Annotated in this window: 11 protein-coding genes; 2 read left to right on the top strand and 9 right to left on the bottom strand. The window is 34.5% G+C overall.

The window, feature by feature from the left end; all coding sequences use genetic code 11:
- Nucleotides 1–76 precede the first annotated feature (76 nt).
- Nucleotides 77–946 carry a hypothetical protein gene (locus tag CHSO_RS18710; protein ID WP_144428982.1) on the top strand — a complete coding sequence of 290 codons (870 nt, stop codon included), beginning with the start codon at nucleotides 77–79 and terminating at the stop codon, nucleotides 944–946.
- An 84-nt stretch (nucleotides 947–1,030) separates the two neighbouring features.
- Here CHSO_RS18710 and CHSO_RS18705 read toward each other — a convergent pair whose 3' ends face one another.
- The 9 genes from CHSO_RS18705 to CHSO_RS18665 form a co-directional block, all read right to left on the bottom strand.
- Nucleotides 1,031–2,266 (bottom strand): hypothetical protein, encoded by a 1,236-nt coding sequence (locus CHSO_RS18705; RefSeq protein WP_045499366.1) that lies wholly within the window; start codon nucleotides 2,264–2,266, stop codon nucleotides 1,031–1,033.
- Nucleotides 2,266–3,192 (bottom strand): hypothetical protein, encoded by a 927-nt coding sequence (locus CHSO_RS18700; RefSeq protein WP_045499363.1) that lies wholly within the window; start codon nucleotides 3,190–3,192, stop codon nucleotides 2,266–2,268. The genes CHSO_RS18705 and CHSO_RS18700 overlap by 1 nt, the downstream gene beginning before the upstream one ends.
- 3 nt (nucleotides 3,193–3,195) lie before the next feature.
- Nucleotides 3,196–4,224 carry a hypothetical protein gene (locus CHSO_RS18695; RefSeq protein WP_045499360.1) on the bottom strand — a complete coding sequence of 343 codons (1,029 nt, stop codon included), beginning with the start codon at nucleotides 4,222–4,224 and terminating at the stop codon, nucleotides 3,196–3,198.
- Nucleotides 4,225–4,466: 242 nt separating this feature from the next.
- Nucleotides 4,467–6,674 carry a peptidase domain-containing ABC transporter gene (locus CHSO_RS18690; RefSeq protein WP_045499357.1) on the bottom strand — a complete coding sequence of 736 codons (2,208 nt, stop codon included), beginning with the start codon at nucleotides 6,672–6,674 and terminating at the stop codon, nucleotides 4,467–4,469.
- 3 nt (nucleotides 6,675–6,677) lie between these two features.
- On the bottom strand, nucleotides 6,678–7,904 hold the full coding sequence (locus tag CHSO_RS18685) for a lanthionine synthetase LanC family protein (RefSeq protein WP_045499354.1): 1,227 nt from the start codon (nucleotides 7,902–7,904) through the stop codon (nucleotides 6,678–6,680).
- Entirely contained in the window at nucleotides 7,891–10,950 is a 3,060-nt protein-coding gene (locus tag CHSO_RS18680; RefSeq protein ID WP_144428981.1) for a lantibiotic dehydratase, read from the bottom strand. Before CHSO_RS18680 ends, CHSO_RS18685 begins: the two co-directional genes overlap by 14 nt.
- A 178-nt stretch (nucleotides 10,951–11,128) precedes the next feature.
- Nucleotides 11,129–11,314 carry a class I lanthipeptide gene (locus CHSO_RS18675; protein WP_045499348.1) on the bottom strand — a complete coding sequence of 62 codons (186 nt, stop codon included), beginning with the start codon at nucleotides 11,312–11,314 and terminating at the stop codon, nucleotides 11,129–11,131.
- 80 nt (nucleotides 11,315–11,394) lie between these two features.
- Complete coding sequence (locus CHSO_RS18670) at nucleotides 11,395–13,773, bottom strand: outer membrane beta-barrel family protein (RefSeq protein ID WP_045499345.1); 2,379 nt, start codon at nucleotides 13,771–13,773, stop codon at nucleotides 11,395–11,397.
- 938 nt (nucleotides 13,774–14,711) lie between these two features.
- On the bottom strand, nucleotides 14,712–15,845 hold the full coding sequence (locus CHSO_RS18665; RefSeq protein ID WP_045499342.1) for a 1-acyl-sn-glycerol-3-phosphate acyltransferase: 1,134 nt from the start codon (nucleotides 15,843–15,845) through the stop codon (nucleotides 14,712–14,714).
- A 330-nt stretch (nucleotides 15,846–16,175) separates the two neighbouring features.
- Here CHSO_RS18665 and CHSO_RS18660 point away from each other — a divergent pair, with 330 nt between their 5' ends.
- Nucleotides 16,176–18,527 carry a class I SAM-dependent DNA methyltransferase gene (locus CHSO_RS18660; protein WP_045499339.1) on the top strand — a complete coding sequence of 784 codons (2,352 nt, stop codon included), beginning with the start codon at nucleotides 16,176–16,178 and terminating at the stop codon, nucleotides 18,525–18,527.

Raw genomic sequence — 18,527 nt, 5'->3', positions numbered from 1 at the left:
AAATGGTTAAATATTGTATTTCGGCTTCAGGTTGTATTATATTTATGGATTCAAATAAAAACGATTGAGGAACTCTATGTCAAGATTATTATTGCTGTTGACTATTCTGCCTTTTATGATAGCCTGTAAAAAAGATGAAACTAAAAAGCTTACGGATATTGAACAGATACAATTTGAGAACTTTTCCCCGGAAGAATTCTATCAAAGTCACAATATACTCAATTCAGCAAAGGTAAATGTAGATTCTTTGAATGTCTATAACAAAGAGGTCCTCACAGGGGCCTTTCAAATAGATGCTTTTGATATTGATCCTAAAAATTATGTTTTTTATCCGGATTACACCTATTATAGCCAAAGAGGAGAAACGTTCGATCATCTCACAGAAAAAGAGACCAAGGAAGAAAGGGCATTTGGGGGTATTCCTGTTCCGGAAATTGCTTTTTTCAGAAATATTAAGTTCAATTATGGCCATTTTATTCAGGATAAAAAAACGAAGAAGATCGTGGGAACTATTTTCAGTACTATACTGCATTCAGAGCCCAATTATTATCAAAAAACTATGGATTTGGTCCGTAAAGAATTAGGAAAACCTCAGTATACTTACAACGGTTTTAGCGATGACGAAGGTGGGGCAGTTCATTACCCTCTGGTATATGATGTCTGGATAAGGGATGGGGAAATGCTTCAGTTTAATAAGGATATCAGGGATGAAGGTGATAAAAAATATGAATGCATCACGCTTCTGATCCTCAATGAAAACTTGATTGATACTTTTGATAGTAGTCAAAATCTACGTTTTACCATCTTTAAAGACTTTTTTGATCCGGATCGGTCAAGAAGGCATATGCTGGAAGGAACTCTTATGAAACGTTTCGGAAAAAGCGATTTGGAAAAAGCTGCTGAAATGATGAGAAAACATCTCGATTCAACTAAAAAAAGCAGATAAGTTGATCACATACATCAAAGAGGTGTCTCAAAAGTCAAAAAAAAGACTTTTAAGACACTTTCTTTTTTCAATATACATAGAGATCTATAGAGATAATTTTTCCAAATATTTTCCCGGCATCCACATAAAGCATACAACTAAAGTTCCAATCAGTAACAACGATAAAATCAGAGTAGCAACCTTAAAACCATCCAGTTTGAATTCTTTTTCCTGATTTCTACCTGAACTATGAAAACCTGAAAGTCCATGGGGATAGGGCTGATTATCTTTTGTCGGCTGCATTCTTCCATTGGATGAAGAGGATAGCGGAGACAAGGATTCTATATTTTTATTTTGATGAAGAATCTCAGTAAATAATCTTTTGTTTTCCGAATGTCTTTTTTTTGCCGTTTCTATCTTTCCGTCTGCTGTAAGATTTCGGATGACTTCTTCAATTTTTTCCGAGTATTGGTCGTATTCTTTATTGATGATGGCAATTCCGTTTTTGGATTCCTTTATTTTGAGATCATTTTCCTGATGTTGTTTTTCATTTTGGGAGATCAGTCTGTTGAGGTCTTCAAGCAGTTTTGTTTTCTCATCTTTTAAATCCTCTTTTTCCTTTTTAAGATTAATGATCGCATTTTGCAGAATTCTGATTCTTTCTTCTTCAAGATGATCAAGTTCCTTTTTAAAACCATCAGCATCTACAATTTTAAAGATTCCTTTTTGCTTTACAAACTCACCAATCTCATGGCTTTGAGTAAAATAAATAGTATCATAAACATTCAAAAGGTCAATAGCTTTTTTGAAGAAGATCTGAAGTTGAGCAGCGTTGGTCTCACAGTAAACGACAAGGTAGCTATTGTTAGATCTTGTAAAATCTAACTCGTCTACTTCCCGGACATTAAATCCTATCTTGTCAAAATCTTTAGGTTTCTGGATAGAAAACTGATCAGAATGATTTACTGTAATAATACCATCTGACAAGTTATTTCTTTCAAGGATGTTCTGAAAATCATTTAACGCCCCGATGATAAGCCCTTCAGAAGCAACTTTATTAACGAAAAGTAAGCTTGAACCAATAAAAGTCCCGCCCCTATCTGAATTTTGTTCTTTTGCAAACGTATAAACAGAGTAGGAGATAAGGTTACATCCTCCGGCATAATCTTTTCGTATAGAATAGATGCTGCTTTGAGGAAATAATTGGATAGCATCCGTTTTTAAATCAAATGTCCGAATCTCCTGAGCTATCGCTTTCGTTCCACCTAGAAAAAAGGTCTGTCTGAAGCCATTCGGATTACCAAAAGTTCCGAATGCCGAGAAAAAATATGCACTGTCCATTAATTTGTAAAACTAAATTTTATACGTTCCCAAAATGTTCCTTCATAGTCCAGATCATAACCTATAATGCTTCTGTACAGCCATTTCGCAAGTACTTCAGCAGTAGAAAGATTCAAAAGATCAATTTTTTCACTTCCTGTGGTATTCTGAATGCTTCCAATGGTATAATAGGTTTTGCTTAATCCGTAAGTATCGATACGCTGTGAGGTCATGGGAAGGTGTTCAGAAATAAAAGCATCAAGAGCTTCAGCACTTTCCACATCCATTCTTCCGGATTTATCCCATTTGGAAATAATCAGAATAGCATTCACCGATTTTAAATTTTTACCCTTTCTTTCCAGCTCATCCAGAAATTCATTGATTAAAGAATCATCTTTATACGCTGTTTCATAGCTGGTAACAATGATAAAAGTAAGCGGAATATTGGCATTCAGAAAGGTCTCTATGCTGCTGTGATAGCTTCCGCCCCTTCGGATATCATTATGATTTTCTCCGGACGTTTCCAGAAAAGTAAGATCTATGGGAACCACTCTTTTAGATCGGTTATTCGGTTCGAAAACAAGGTCCAGACGGGTTACCTGATCCCTTGTTGTTCTGTTGGGAAGTACACCTTGTCTGATATTTTCAAAAAAATCTGAGAGAAGAACATTGGCTTCCTTAGAGTTGGGAGTTCCCAGTTTAGGCCTCAAAACTCCGGCATACGATCGAAGATAATAAAGCATAGAAGAAAGAATCACAGATTTTCCGGATTCTGCAGTTCCGAAGAAAAAGACAAAATTACTTTCCTTATTTCGGATGTCATTGGAAATGGTTTTGGCGATAGGAACAAAATCTGTTTTTGTATCGTTTTGAAAATCAAATGATAGTGGTTTTAAGGTTTCCTCCGTTTCAAAAGATAACGGTTTTAGGTTATCGTTAGTTTCCATGGTTTAGTTATTAGGGATGATGGTTTTACCGCTTCTTTTATTGGTAAACACGCTTTGGCCATTGTTTCCGTTATAGTTTCCTGAATCTGTTACCAGTAAAATGATAATCACAATCACAAAATCAAGTAAGATACAGCCTGCCAGTACTACAAACTGGTACATTCCGAAGTTTTTGATGGCATGTTCAAAGGCAAAACCTATTTTTCCGACTTGTTGAGTTTTTGAGACAACAGGTTCAAAGTGAATTTTATCATTTCCAAGAACAGTTTGCGCTCTGCTGCCTAGTTTATTATAATCCGAGAGAGATTCGTCAATTAATCCCTGAGATAATGCGTCCTTATCCTTTTTAGACAAAAGCAGAAGATCCTGAATATTTTTATTCCATTTAAAAGCCGCATTATTGATGTCGGTTTTCAGGGTTCTTTCTTCAGGAGACAGGTCGGAAATGATATTATCGATCTGTTTTCCCATTCTTTCTGCAAGATCTTCATAATCATCTCCCACGGGAGTCAGCAGATCTACTTTTTGTCCGGTTAACCTTTCTATATCCTTAATTAACAGCTGGGCACGGGTTCCGATTCCTTTATTTCCGGGATCTTTGATCTGCTCCATCAGCTGTTTCTTCTTGATCTCAATATTTTGAGTGGTGGCTTTATTGTATTTATAGCTTAACTTAGATTCCACATCGTTTTCAAGAGCTGTGAAATTTTTATTGATATCACGGAGTTCATCCGTATAAATATCCGTTTTCATAAACCTCGTATACAAAGCATTAAAATTGGCAATAAAGCAAAATGAGGCAATAAAAATATAAATACCAACCAAACTTCCGGTAGGTTTACCTGCCAGCTTGGCATTTCTCAGCATCCAGCACAGAAATAGAAGCAGTAATGATAAAACCAAAGCAATAACAAATGATGCCGGTCCAAAGATTTGCTGCAAACCAAGCCATGTCTGGTAAAAACTTACGCTGATTAGCAATAATGCAAGAATTCCCAAAAAGAGATCTGCAGGAGTCATTTTTTTATTCATAGTATACTCGTTATTTTTGAATGAGGTTATAAAAAACACTTTGTTTTATAATGCTCGAAACTACAAACAACGACCTGAAAAAAATTACGGAAACCCGTAAAGGAAAGTACTCTTGATTGAGTCTAAATGATGATTTTATGAATTTTCATTAAGTAGATTGGGCAGATCGAACAGATCTTAGAATAATCTGCAGAAATAAGTTGAACGGAGAGAATGTAAACCTTAGCTCCTTAAAGCAAGGTTTAATTTCCCAATTCCAATTGGTTTTTAACCAGATTGTAATATTCTTTTTGGGTATCCACCAATTGTTTATGATTTCCTTGCTCTACAATATGACCATCTTTAAGAACAATGATCTGATCTGCATTTTTAACGGTAGAAAGTCGATGAGCAATAATAACAACCGTTTTTCCCATAAAAAACGACTGAAGGTTATTATGAATAATTCTTTCATTATCTGCATCAAGAGCTGATGTAGCTTCATCAAAAAAGATGTAGTGCGGGTTTTTGTATACGGCTCTTGCAATTAAAATACGCTGTTTCTGCCCTCCGGAGATTCCATTACCAGCTGCCCCGATTTTTGTACGAAGACCTAACGGAAGGCCATCTATAAAGCTTTTGATATTTGCTATATGAATAGCATGCTGCATTCGGTGATCATCAATTATTTCATCGCCGGTTGCAATATTACGCTCAATGGTATCTGAAAAAATATAGCCATCCTGCATTACTGTTCCGCTGTTTTCTCTTATACTTTTAGGAGACAAATGCTGTACATCTTGATCATTGTAGAATATTTTTCCGGCAGTGGGATCATAGAATTTTAAAAGCAGCTTCATCAATGTTGTTTTACCACTTCCGCTAGCTCCTACAATAGCCGTTATTTTGCCCTGAGGAATAAAAAGATCAATGTTTTCCAGTACAAACGGAGATTTAGGACCTTCATACTGGAATGATACTTTATCAAAATGAATTCCATATGGAGTTCCGTTTGCTGTAAAAACGGAATGATGAATAAGCAAAGGTTGTAATTCCGTCTGTTCTTCTTGGGGATGGTTCTGAACTTCGTTAAGTCTGGTAAGACTCAATTTTGCTTCCTGTAAAGAACGGAAAAAATTGACCAGCTGATTAACAGGGCTATTCATCTGTCCTATAATGTAAGAAATACTTAATAAGGTTCCCAAGGACATTGAATCAATAACCACCAAATAAGCGGCGAGAAAAGTAACCAGGATATTTTTAGACTGATTAAGAATTTCAAAACCCGATAGCTGAATTTGGTTGATTTTCAGTATTCTTAAATTGGTCTTAAAGAGTTTCTGTTGTATATTTTCCCATTCTTTTCTTTTCAGATCCTCATATTTATTCAATTTCATTTCAGAAACGCCATTGATGATTTCATAAATAGCTTCCTGATTTTCACCCCGCTGATGAAATTTGAAATAATCTATAATCTCTCTTTTCTTAAGCCAGAAAAGTGACCATACTACAGAGATAGCAGTTAGGGCAATATATACGAGCATAATCCTGTAATCGTAGTAACATAATACTCCGAAGAAGACCGAGAAAGTTATTAAAGAAAATAGAGTTAGAATACTTTGTGAAGTTAAAAACTGTTCTATTCTTTCATGATCCTGAATACGCTGGCTAAAGTCTCCTAAAAGACGGGTATCAAAGAATTTTATGGGAAGATGCAAAAGCCTTTTAAGGAAATCTGAGATAATTTGTATACTGATTTTAGTCCCAATTTTTAGTGTGATCCAGTTTCTTATAATTTCGAATATGACGTTTCCTGAAAAAAAAGCTAATTGAGCTAAAAGGATTATTCCAATCAGGTTGATATTCTTTTTATTAACACCATTATCTATAAGTTTTTGTGTCAGAATAGGAAAAATAAGGGTAGTGGAAGCTCCCAGTATCAATAAAAAGAACAATAAAAGCAGCTGCTTTTTATAGGGTAGGAGATAAGACGCCAGTTCTTTATAGGAAATATGATCCTGAGTATTCTGATTGGTATTTTTATAAAACTTTTCCTCAGGTTCCAGAAGTAATGCTATGCCGGATTCTGAATCCGTTAGCCAGCTTTTTGTAAACTTATCTTCATTAAAAGAAATAAAACCATGTCCGGGATCAACAATTTTGTACCTTTTTTTTTTACTGAATATTCCTTTTTTTATTTCGCGTAAAACAACAAAATGATTTTGATTCCAATGGATGATGCAAGGAAGGGGAAGGGTTTCCAAATCCTCTACCTGTAACTGAACTCCCATGGCTTCAAAGCCTAATTCAGTAGCAGCTTCATGTAATCCAAGCAGAGATACGCCTTCCCGGGTAAGGAAAGATTTGTCTCTGATATACTGAAGGCTGATGTCTCGCCCATAATGTGAGGCAATCATAGAAAGACAAGCAGGCCCACAATCCATTTGATCATGTTGAGGAATAAATTTCATAAGCTATATTCCGGTTAATAATAGTTCGTTAGGATAAGGGAGCTTTTTATCGCTGCCTTGCATCAGAGTAATTCCAATTCCGGCTATCCCCCAAAAAAAAGAATATTTTGCTGAAGGGTGAATTTGCTGATCATCTTCATAATCAAACTGAAAACCAGCCAATGTTTCTTTGTCAGCACTCCAGTAAGAAGTAATCTGATCATACCAATATTGAGAGCTTTCAACATAGATCTTTTCAGAGGTTCTATTATAAAGATCAGCAAACATATAATAAAGTCCGGAACAACCATAAAGAATGCTTGAATCCTGAGTATGGCTGTGTTTTAGCTTCCGCCTAGAGCTTTCAGACAACATGTGTATGATCTCATCTTCAAATTCTTTTATCTGGAATTTTTTTGCAGCATTATACAGTGCGTAAAGTATCCCAAGATCTCCATAACACATAGATAACTGAGTTTCATTGACTATTTCAGAGTTCGGATATCTATAAGGGAAAAAACCATTGATTTGATTTCTTTTTTGTTTCATTAAAAAAGAAACAGCCTTATAGACGATGTCTTTGAATCTCTGTTCCTCCGTTTCCAGAATTCCATATTCGTATATCTTAGTCAGGAAATTAATAATCATTGCTGAACCATGTGAAAGCCCCAGATAGACTTGATTGCTATAGCTTGATGAAGGCCAATATACTTCTTCCTGATTAAGAACAACAGCATTGTCAAGGATAGATGCTGTAATTTCACTTAAAACTTGTTTGGAATAAGGATCTTTATCATGAATATATCGATTAAGAAAATAATAGCCACTGGCAAGACTTCCACTGAAGTAATCATAATCTTTTCTGTCCAGGTCTTGCTTTACCGTTTCGTACAGGGTATCATTGAGGTATTCATAATATTCTGAGAAGTCATATTCAAGATCAAAATTATTTTGAATAAACATCAGCCCTTTACCAAAACTGGCCAGCGTTTGAGCAACAGAATCCCCTTTGTATTTGGGAATGTATTCATTATCCGTAGAGATTTTAGAAAGAAGATGAATAGACTCTTCAATCATAAGTTCTCCTTTATCCAGAAATTCTTTATTATCAAAATGTTTATAACAGTAGTAATACAATAAAGCAGCTCCCATTTTTCCATATTCTATTGAAGCATCAGAAAAAATAGAGATGTTTTGATCAATTTGTGCTATGATATTGTTGATAATATTTTGAATTTCAAGCTTCTGCATTATGCTTTCTGTGTTTTATGGAATTGTAGGTTTTAAACATGAAAAAGTAAATAACAAATTCATGCATTCTTGCTTTTGTTAAAAAAATACGGTTCATATTCATGTGTACATAATCCTGCAATAAAGTAATATATGAAGTACCAGATTTTGTATTTTTTATTAAAGAGGTTAGTTCTCTTATATTTTCTGATCGTGTTATAAACGGGTGAATGAAATCTTCTATTTCGCTGTAATCATGCTGACGGAGAACAGATTCAAGATAATCTCTGTTTTCTCTGTATTTTTTATCTATTGATTTTTTAAATTTTTGTACATATTCCGGATTGGAATGATCCACATGCTCAGGAAGAAATGTTTGATAGAGCTGTTCAAATAAGCGAATTCTATCATCCAGAGAAACCTCAAAATCATCCATAAGCCGATTCAGTGAAAAAACACCTGTTTTCCATCTTATTTCTTCAGTAAGATTTTCAATGGTAAGAAAGTTCATGACTGCTAAGCTGTCATAATAGAACAATTTCTCTGAAAGCTCTATATTTTCAGCGCCGTATCTTTCAATTTCCTGTTTGTAGGTATCAATTTCAAAAGAGCTGATCATTTCATTTTCAAGAAGTACAGAAAGTTTGTTATTCAGATACTGAAGGCTTGCTTCATTAATTTTTTTCTTGATCCGGAAACGTACATGATACTCAGGGTCCTGAAATCTCAGAAAGAACCATGGACATTCAGGATCATCCTGTTCGAAATGTTCTACATAATCTGCAAGAACTTCTGTAATGATGGTATCCGCATATTTATGACTTGTATAGATCTTATAAAAACTCCACTCATCACCCGGAATATATTTTCTTTTCTTTGTCTCGGTATGCTCTGTAAAATTATGGGCAGATGATGTTTTCTCTTCTTTTACTGTAAATGGGAAGATAAATTCGGACGCAAATGATTTTCCATTTTCGTTAGGTAATTGCAAAGGCTCAAAGTATTCATACAAGAAGATGTTTTCTTTTGTAATCTGTCTTGCCAGAATATGGAGACAGGTTTCATTAGTAGTGTCCAAAACCAGAACATTATCTCTCTCTTTAATGGTGCAGAACTGAGGAATACATTTGTTGATGACCAGCTTTTTCAGTTTTTCAGCGGTCATATCTTTATCCATGTCAATTCGCCAGCAGGCTTCCGACAGAATAAATTCTTTGTATTCCACTCGGGGAAGGAAACTGTTTTTTTCAAGAAATCCCCAATTCCAAAGAAACCCTAAGTCAATCCCATTGAATTGATAATCGCCTAAAAACTTGATAACCGGGAGCTGATTGTCCCCATAATTATAGGCATTAGTGTACTTTGGTCTTATTTCTTTGTTGAGTTTTTTTGATCTTAGCTTTAATCTTCCGTTTTCAAAACGGATATAAATATCATTAATTAATATAACAGAATCTCCATTATTTTTACTTTCTGAAACATAAGGTAATTCATAGGTATGAAAGTTGGGCCGTTGTAAAACATTGCCCAGCCTGTCCTCTCTATGATGAAGTAATTCTGCATAAATACAATCTTCCGAATCTTTTTCAGAAATTGTTTTTAAGTTTTCGGCCAATGCAGGATCATGATATGCAAATCTTGACAATACAATATTAGCCAATGGAGTAGGAATAGGAGAAACGGTAAGAAATTTAAAATTTCCATTATCAATATCCTCCTGAGATTTACATATAAATGAACCAAATATATGATTGTTATAGCCAAAAGAAAGAGGTGGATCCTGTTTTTTACCTACTTCTTTTACATCTTGCTCCGTTAAGACGACAGGGGTAAAAGTTTCAGGAGAAAAACAATGAATATATTTGTCAAGAACCAATTTGACAATAGGGGGAACGCTTTCATGGTTCTCTGAATCTTCAAAAGTAAAATAGAGCTCATCCAGTAAGGGAGTTTCTTCAAGATTGCCACTGATGTGATAATCATATCCTACCCCAAAGTCCGGATCAAGAGCTTTAACCAATGGTACCTCCATGGTTTCGAATTTCCTAATAAACCGCTTAGTGAAGTTTGATAGCCTGTGATTAGGCTTAGCTTTCACCAATGGAATTAATTCTTCGGTTCTTTTGGATAGTAAAGAAGTTACCTTTTGGTTAACGGACTGGTGTGCTAGTGGAATGATAGAATCAATTTGAACGATTTGTCTGTTTTCATCTATGATATCTGAAAATTCCTGAGCTTTGTTTTCAATTTCTTCTACGATAGAGTTTGATGTAAAAACATCATATGTTTTATCTTGTATTTTTGCAATCGATTGTAATGAATCTGTTTTATATCCATATTGCGTAAGATATTTTTGGAGTTCTGATAATGGATCTTCCAGACTCGTCATATACGGTGGAAGTTTATCAACCAATATTTTACTTTCTATCAGGGAGTTGATGTATTCTATAATTTCATGGTCATCAATATCCGGTATTTGTCGTGAAATAAGGTTTTGTATTTCAGAAATGGTGGTCCCGCTTTGAGCCTGATCAATAATAGAACTCAGGATAGGATTTATAGGAACTTCATTTATTTCATAATCATAACGTTCACTCCAGCTGATGTATCTCCAGTTATCTCCACTGGTATAAAGAGTGTTATTGAGAAAATAAGGAATTTTTTCATTATTCTCTGCGATGATAATGTCTTTTAATTTTCTGAGGAAAAGTACATCTGTTCGTACTTTTAAAATAAGATCATTATTTTTTAACAGAATATTTGTTTCACCTTGGTATGTTTTTCCTGAATTAAAACCCGCAAACAACCCATACGGTGTGCATCTGGTGCACATTCTGGAATAATATTTGTATAAACTTTGAAGAACTCGGTCTGAAGGATCAAAGATGGTTTCTTTGTCATTTAGCCAATCCAATGCTATATTGTAGAAAGTTCTTGTGGCAAGATATAAAGCATTGAGGAAAATTGTTTCCGCAAAATATCTTTTAACCACATGAATGTCTTTTGCCATCATGGCATCATTCAACTGCTTCATGTTGGTAAATGGAAGGGTCGAAATTCTGACCACAAAAAAATTTGTAGGAATAAGGAAGTTTGGTTTCAATTTTTTTGTATTATAAATGAGACTTCTTAGGATAAAAGATAATGGGATGGATGCTATTAATCACCAGTATAAGCTGGATTTATAGCTGAGAAAATAAAAGAAACCTTCCCAGTTTCTTCAAAAGGGAAGGTTTCAGAATAATTTATAAGTTAGTTGCTCCAGTTGTTGATGTAGTGGTGCAATTGTTTGTAACAGAAGTAGTTGTGCAATCACCTTCTCTTACCGGTGTAATAGCTTTGTTACCTCCTTTTACTGTGCTTAGTTGTCTTTCGTTTAATTTAGCAATTGTTTTTTTGTTTAATTGCAGTTGGCTGAATTTGTTGTTCATGATATTAAAATTTTATAAATTTAGTCTCTACTCTTTTAAAGGATTTTCGAGTTTCTCCTGCACGCGCGTGTATTTTTATGTTAATTAGCTCTTGATTTTTCTTCGAACCTTATACTTTTTCCTGCTCCTTTTACTTTCTTATTTCCAAAAGAATAATTGACACTCAGGTTCAGTCTTCTTTGGTCAAAGTAATTGTAAAACTCATTACGGTAACCTGCGTTGTAAGAATATCCTTCACTGGTTAATGTTCTGAACAGGTCATTTAATACGGCACTAATATTTAGCTTTTTATCAAAAAATGATGCTTTAATCCCCGGAGAAAAGTTCATTTGGGTTTTGATCTTTATATTAGAATATACATAAGGCAGGTCATGCCAGAAATTCACTAATAAAGACCATGTTTTAGCTTTATTAAGGCTTATTGTATTATATATGGTGTATGAAAATGAAGACAATTCAATTTTTTCTGCTTCAGGGATAATCGGTTTTGTGGATGCATAGGTTCCCGTTGCACTTAATGATGTTTCCCAGATGTTGAAGAAAGTCTCATTATAGGCTAATTGTAACCCTATTTTATTTTCGTTATATGCATTTTCAAAAACATTAGTATAGATCCCATTCACAAGGCGGGCTATATTTGATAATCCGTTTTTATTATACTGATTATATAGTGTTGCGCTGAACTTATTTTTAAGCGTATAGGTGAGCTCAACATTATCATTATAGGAAGGAGACAAAGTAGGAGTCCCTGTAAAATACATATAAGGATTGGTATACCATCTGAAAGGATTAAGCGTCTGAAAGCTTGGCCTTTCTATTCTTTTGGAATAGCTAAGAGAAAATACATGGTCATCACTAGGCTTATATCGTACATAGGCAGTAGGAAATAACCTGCCATATTTACCTTCAGCTATATTTCCCTGTACTTCTGAATTGGTACCATTAAATTGAGTATACTCATATCTTAAACCTGCTTTTGCAGACCATTTTTCACTGAAATCTTTTTGATAGCTTAAATAAGCAGCATAATTATGCTCTTTATAATGAAAATTATTACTATTAGCAGGGTTTATAACATAGTCCGGACCTATAAGATTGTAATATTCAACATTGGATTTATTATCAAATGATGTATATTTTACCCCTGTTTCAATATTTCCCCATTGGGAAGGAAGGGTAAGATCTGCCTGTCCCGAATAGATGTTATAATTCATATAACTGCTATTCCGAATTGTAGTTTCCAGCGCTGAGAAATTATTTAATGTATTAAAATCATTTATTTTATCAGGCGCATTGTTGAGGTAGTTGGCTGTTATGCTCAATTTTTTTCCTAAAGTATCTAATTTAAGATCATAATATGCATTTAAAGTATGTGTAGGTGTTTTCCAAACTTGCTTCTGGACGGTGCTTAATGTGGAATCCACAATCCCAAGGCGCTCGTATCTGCTTGCTCCATCAGCATTCATAGTGCTGCGCTGCCTGTTAAAGTCGTAAATGACTCCTATATTTTGTTTAGCATTAATCTTATAATCTAGGCTGTAGTTAAAACCTAGTATTTTTACTTCATCTTTTCTTACTTCATTAGTGTAGATGCTATTGTCTGACCCTATAAGACTTCTTGTTCCTTTAGGTTTTGCTGAATTATTATACTGACGAAGTTTCAGTGAGGTACTGATTTTCTTTGACTGATAATTCAATGTTAAACCTGATCCAAACCCATAATAACTGGTTTTCTGATAAGAGGCACTGGCATTTCCGCTCCAGCCCAGATTTGGATTTTTTTTCATGATGATATTAATCATTCCGCTGTTACCTTGCGCTTCATATTTTGAAGGCGGAGTGGTAATCACTTCAATTTTAGAAATATCATCAGACCTCAGAGACTGTAAATAACCCGCTAATTCATTTTGTGAAAGATTGATTAATCGATCATTAATCATAACCACTACATTCCCTTTTCCTACGATAGAAACATTTTCATTCTGAATTCTAATGAGCGGAGTGTTTCGTAAAGCATCTAATCCCGTCATCCCCTGAGAAGCAATAGAATTTTCAACGTTATATACTAAACGATCAACTTTTCTTTCAATAAGTTTTTTTGATGATTTGATGTTTACGGCCTCTATTTTTATAGATTGATCTTCCGTAATTTGAATTTGGCCTAAATCTACACTAGACTGAAGGCTAATCTTCTTTTCAAGATATTTTTTACCGAGATATTCAGCAATCAGAATATAATCACCTTTTTCGCCTTTAAGGGAAAAGTTACCTGAACTGTCAGTTAATCCATTTACTACTAATGTTTTATCAGTGTTTTGTAATTTGATTTGAACAAATTGAAGCGGCTGCTTATTAGAGTCTGTGATCTTACCTGTAACAGAGAATTCCTGAGCAAATACAACGCCACTACTTAAAAGTGTAAGTACAGTTAAAGGAGAAGTAAATTTACTTAGTATCATGTTATTAGTTTGGTTTGGAGTGATTATTATTCCCCTCCAAAGGAAATAAATTTTTATTAACTAGCCAAATTCTAAAATGAATAAAGCAATTGTTTTTTAGTTTTTCATTTAATAATTAAAACTTAACAACTTGTTATTCATAATTTTACAATATTTTATTTTTTTTTGAAAAAAAAGCATTTTTAATGTTTTAAGAGTGAAAAAAATCTAATTATATCCCATATTTGTGATATTATGTTAAATAAATATGGATTAATTATGCAAAATTATTACTTAATTATAGCGATTGTGTGAAAACATGATGAAGGAGCTCTTGTAATTTTTAGATAATTTGTAATTTATTTTAGAAAGCTAAGAGTGGCTACTTTATCGCTGAAGAAGCTATATGTTATGCATCCGCTTAGTAAGAATCAATTTCATTGATTCCCCTCTTTGCTCCCTTACCATTTTACGGTATGAAGATAAAATCTTTACGTTTATAAAACCCTTCAATATTTAGCCACTAATTCACGAATGAATAAAAAAATCGTGCATTAGTGGCCAAAAATATCTGTGTAGATCTGTGGTTATAAAATAACAGAACCTGTTAGATCAATGGCCCTCTACATTTATCTTTGATGAATTTTAATCTACCTTAAAACCTTCACATTTCTTAATGGTTTATTTTTTTTTGACGCAAAGAATTAATGATTCAAATGTTTTATTTTAGGAGGCTAAGAATAGCGACTTTGTCGCTGAAGAAGCTTTATGTTATGCATCCGCTTAGTAAGAATCAATTTCATTGATTCCCCTCTTTGCTCCCTTACCATTTTACGGTATGAAGATAAAATCTTTGCGTTTATAAAACTCTTCAATATTTGGCCACGAATGCACAATTTTTTTATTCATTCGTACATTAGTAGCCAAAAAATATCTGTGCAGATCTGTGGTTAAAGAAACTACTTTTCTTCCGCTTTTAATTTATTCACCAAAGGATTGGCATACATTGCCAGGAAATATTCTTTAGAAACAGGATCAGAAGGATCTATACGCATCTCCAGCCTTCGGATAAACAATTGTTTTTCCTGTTCTGTATATTGAGAAGCATAGGTGTCTGTATCATTGATCAGATCGTAAGCTATATATTTTGTAGGCCAAAGCTTGTAATTTTGAATGATGGAATTATCAATCAACTGTGCAATAGCCTGCAATTGCTTGTTTTTATTTTCAATCGTAGCGGCAATTTCATCCAATTCTGTATCAATAACGTCACCGGCATGCAGATGAATTCTTTTCTTTTGTCCTAAAATTCCGCTGAGTATCGTTGTAAAATCTTCGTTTTTTCCTTTAATATATTCCTCATCCCTGTGCTGTGCCAGCAATTGAGGCATTTTTAGGGAATCTGTAGGATCATACTCATAGGAAATGGAGATAGGAACGATCTTTAATGTTTTAAAATACTCAATTAGAGATTGATCTCCGGCTGCCATGGCTAGCATTTTTAAAACCCCTTGCTGAGTAGCATCATTCCCGTCTTTAGCACGGCCTTCCCGCTGGGCAATCCATACGGAGCGATTTTCCTGAAGTAGCTGTTCTTTAATATATTCGGACATCACCTGTGAACTTGTAAGCTGATCACGAAGGGAAAGTCCTCTCTGAACTAAGAAATTGCGGTTTAGTTTGGCCAGTACATTCAGAAAATTTCTTTTGACAAGATTGTCACCAATGGCTGAAGCCGTCATAATATGGCCGCTTTCCAGCAAAACAAGATTAAGGAGTGAAGTATCCAGTACAATATCCCTGTGGTTCGAAATATAAAGGTAAGAAGTGTTTTTATCAAGCTTATCGAAACCTGAAGTGGTTAACCCTTCAGAACTCTTGGCAAGAATCTGGCGAACGGCATAGGCCACAAACTGGTGCTGAAAATCGCTGATGGAATGAACCTCTTTAAACTGTTCCAGCCAAACCTGCTCATCCACACCGGGAAAAGTAAAGGTCATCAGTGCTTTCATCATCGGATCGCGGGCTATGCTCTGCAATCTTTCGTTCACTTCATGATCATGAAAATACCGGATTTCATCAAACTTCGACATGGGCTTATTTAAAAATTAAAACTTTTTGCAAAAGAACGAAAATTTATCTGGGGATAGGGTATAAAGGGTGTTAAAGTATTATGATGGGCGTAGGAATTAGAGAAATCATCTGGTAAGACTATTGAAACGTTATCATTTATTCCGAATAAATTTAATCACAAATCGAATATTTTACAAAGTTAAAAGATACAAAAGATTTTGTTTAATAAAAGGAAGCTTTCATACTCTTACTACAGATCAAATCTTTAGTGTATTATTTTACCTTTTTATGGTTTTCCATATTTAGCAGTAGCCACAAAAGTTGTAAATTGTGCTTTTTAAAATTTTTGAATGAATCACGCTGTACACAACAGACTGGTCTCGTTTATCTGGAGTATTGCAGATGACTGTTTAAGAGACGTTTATGTAAGAGGAAAATATAGAGATGTAATATTGCCAATGGTTGTTCTTAGGAGATTAGATGCTTTACTAGAACCTACCAAGCAGCATGTCCTTGAAGAAGTAGTTTTCCAAAAGGAGACAATGAAGTTTACCGAATGGGATGATAAAGGAATGACAGCTGCTTCTAAATATGTTTTCTATAACACTAGCGAATGGACACTACAAAGTCTGCATTCTTCTGCTACAAATAGTCAACAAATTTTGTTAGGAAATTTTGAAGACTACCTAAATGGTTTTAGTGCTAATGTGCAGGAAATTATTGAGATGTTCAAATTGAGAGCACAAATAAAACATATGGCAAACAAAGATGTTTTGCTGGATGTACTTGAAAAATTCACTTCACCTGATATTAATCTGACTCCTTTTGAAAAACTAGATACTTCCGGAAGAAAAATGCCGGCGCTAACAAATCTTGGAATGGGTTATGTTTTTGAGGAACTAATCAGGAAATTCAATGAAGATAATAATGAAGAGGCTGGTGAACACTATACCCCTCGTGAAGTGATCGACTTGATGACGCATTTGGTTTTTGAGCCCATAAAAGAAAAAATACCTTCAGTAATTACTATCTATGACCCAGCTTGTGGAACGGGTGGAATGCTAACAGAATCTGAACTCTTTATCACAGATGAAGAAGGAGAAATAAAAGCGACAAATACCTCAGTATACATGTTTGGAAAGGAGGTGAATGATGAAACCTACGCTATCTGTAAGTCGGATATGATGATTAAGGGTAAAGATCCTGAACACATTAAAGTAGGTTCTACCTTGTCTACAGATGAGTTTGCCGGAACGAAATTCGATTTCATGCTGTCTAATCCGCCTTACGGAAAAAGCTGGGCAAGTGAACAGAAATACATTAAAGACGGAAAAGATGTTATAGACAACCGATTTCTTATCAAACTAAAAAATTACTGGGGCGAAGAAGAAGTTGTTGATGCTGTACCAAGAAGCAGTGACGGTCAATTGCTTTTCCTGATGGAAATGGTAGATAAAATGAAAGCCGTTACTTCAAAAAATACTATAGGTAGCCGTATTGCTTCAGTCCACAATGGGTCGAGCCTGTTTACAGGAGATGCAGGTGGTGGAGAAAGCAATATTCGAAGATACATTATTGAAAATGATTTGCTGGATGTGATTATTCAGCTTCCCAATAATATTTTTTATAATACAGGAATTACCACTTATGTCTGGATTCTCAGCAACAATAAGCCTGCACAACGTAAAGGTAAGGTTCAGCTGATTGATGCAAGTGAAATGTATCAGAAATTGAGAAAAAATCTTGGTAATAAAAACTGTGAACTTACCAAACAGCATATTCAGGAGATTGTCAAGTGTTATCTTCAACTGGATGAACTTGACAAAAAAGAAACTGGAAATATCGCCAGTAAAGTTTTTGAAAATGCTGACTTTGGATATTATAAAGTCAATATAGAAAGACCCAAACGTTTGAAATCTCAATTTACTTCCGAGAAAATAGAAGCATTGAAGTGGGACAAATCTCAACCCGCATTTTCAAAAGGGCTGTATGATACATATGGAATGGAAGTGTACGAAGGTTTAGAGAAATACAAAAAAGAAGTTGAAAATTACATAGAAAAGCATGACCTGAATATTAATGCTAAGCAACTGGCAGGTTATCTAAAAAAAGAAAGTTGGAACAGACAGGAGCAACTTTATCAAACAGCATTTCGTTTGATGGAAGTATTGGGAACGGAAGTATATACCAATTTTAATGAATTTGTTGCCAAAGTAGATGAAGTTCTGAAGCTGGATAAAACCAAACTTTCTGCTTCTGAAAAGAAACAGATTCTGGATACGGTAAGCTGGTATGATGAAGAAGCTGATAAAGTCATTAAAAAAGTAGAAAAGTTAAACAGTCAAAAACTATCTGATTTACTGGATTATTTAGGTTGTACAGAAAAAGACTTACCTTATTATGGCTACTTCCCAACAACTAAGAAAGGGGAATATACCATATATGAAACCGAAAGCGACCTGCGTGACAGTGAAAGCATTCCTTTAAAAGATAATATACATGGTTATTTTCTGAGAGAAGTAAAACCGTATGCTGAAGAAAGCTGGATTGCATTGGATTCTGTAAAGATCGGTTATGAATTAAGCTTCAATAAATATTTTTATCAACCTGTACCATTACGAAGTTTGGAGGAAGTAACAAAGGATATATTAGCCTTGGAAAAGGAAGGTGATGGATTATTGGCTGAAATCTTAAATTTTTAA

The sequence above is a fragment of the Chryseobacterium sp. StRB126 genome, from assembly GCF_000829375.1.
In the GTDB taxonomy this organism is placed as follows: Bacteria; Bacteroidota; Bacteroidia; order Flavobacteriales; family Weeksellaceae; genus Chryseobacterium.
Note: the sequence above shows the minus strand (reverse complement) of the source record. Positions and strands in the feature narration are given on the sequence as shown.

Bases quoted from the DNA above. Each gene is read 5' to 3' on its own strand.
- CHSO_RS18710 (WP_144428982.1), top strand. From the start codon at position 77: ATGTCAAGATTATTATTGCTGTTGACTATTCTGCCTTTTATGATAGCC.
- CHSO_RS18705 (WP_045499366.1), bottom strand. From the start codon at position 2,266: ATGGACAGTGCATATTTTTTCTCGGCATTCGGAACTTTTGGTAATCCG.
- CHSO_RS18700 (WP_045499363.1), bottom strand. From the start codon at position 3,192: ATGGAAACTAACGATAACCTAAAACCGTTATCTTTTGAAACGGAGGAA.
- CHSO_RS18695 (WP_045499360.1), bottom strand. From the start codon at position 4,224: ATGAATAAAAAAATGACTCCTGCAGATCTCTTTTTGGGAATTCTTGCA.
- CHSO_RS18690 (WP_045499357.1), bottom strand. From the start codon at position 6,674: ATGAAATTTATTCCTCAACATGATCAAATGGATTGTGGGCCTGCTTGT.
- CHSO_RS18685 (WP_045499354.1), bottom strand. From the start codon at position 7,904: ATGCAGAAGCTTGAAATTCAAAATATTATCAACAATATCATAGCACAA.
- CHSO_RS18675 (WP_045499348.1), bottom strand. From the start codon at position 11,314: ATGAACAACAAATTCAGCCAACTGCAATTAAACAAAAAAACAATTGCT.
- CHSO_RS18670 (WP_045499345.1), bottom strand. From the start codon at position 13,773: ATGATACTAAGTAAATTTACTTCTCCTTTAACTGTACTTACACTTTTA.
- CHSO_RS18665 (WP_045499342.1), bottom strand. From the start codon at position 15,845: ATGTCGAAGTTTGATGAAATCCGGTATTTTCATGATCATGAAGTGAAC.
- CHSO_RS18660 (WP_045499339.1), top strand. From the start codon at position 16,176: ATGAATCACGCTGTACACAACAGACTGGTCTCGTTTATCTGGAGTATT.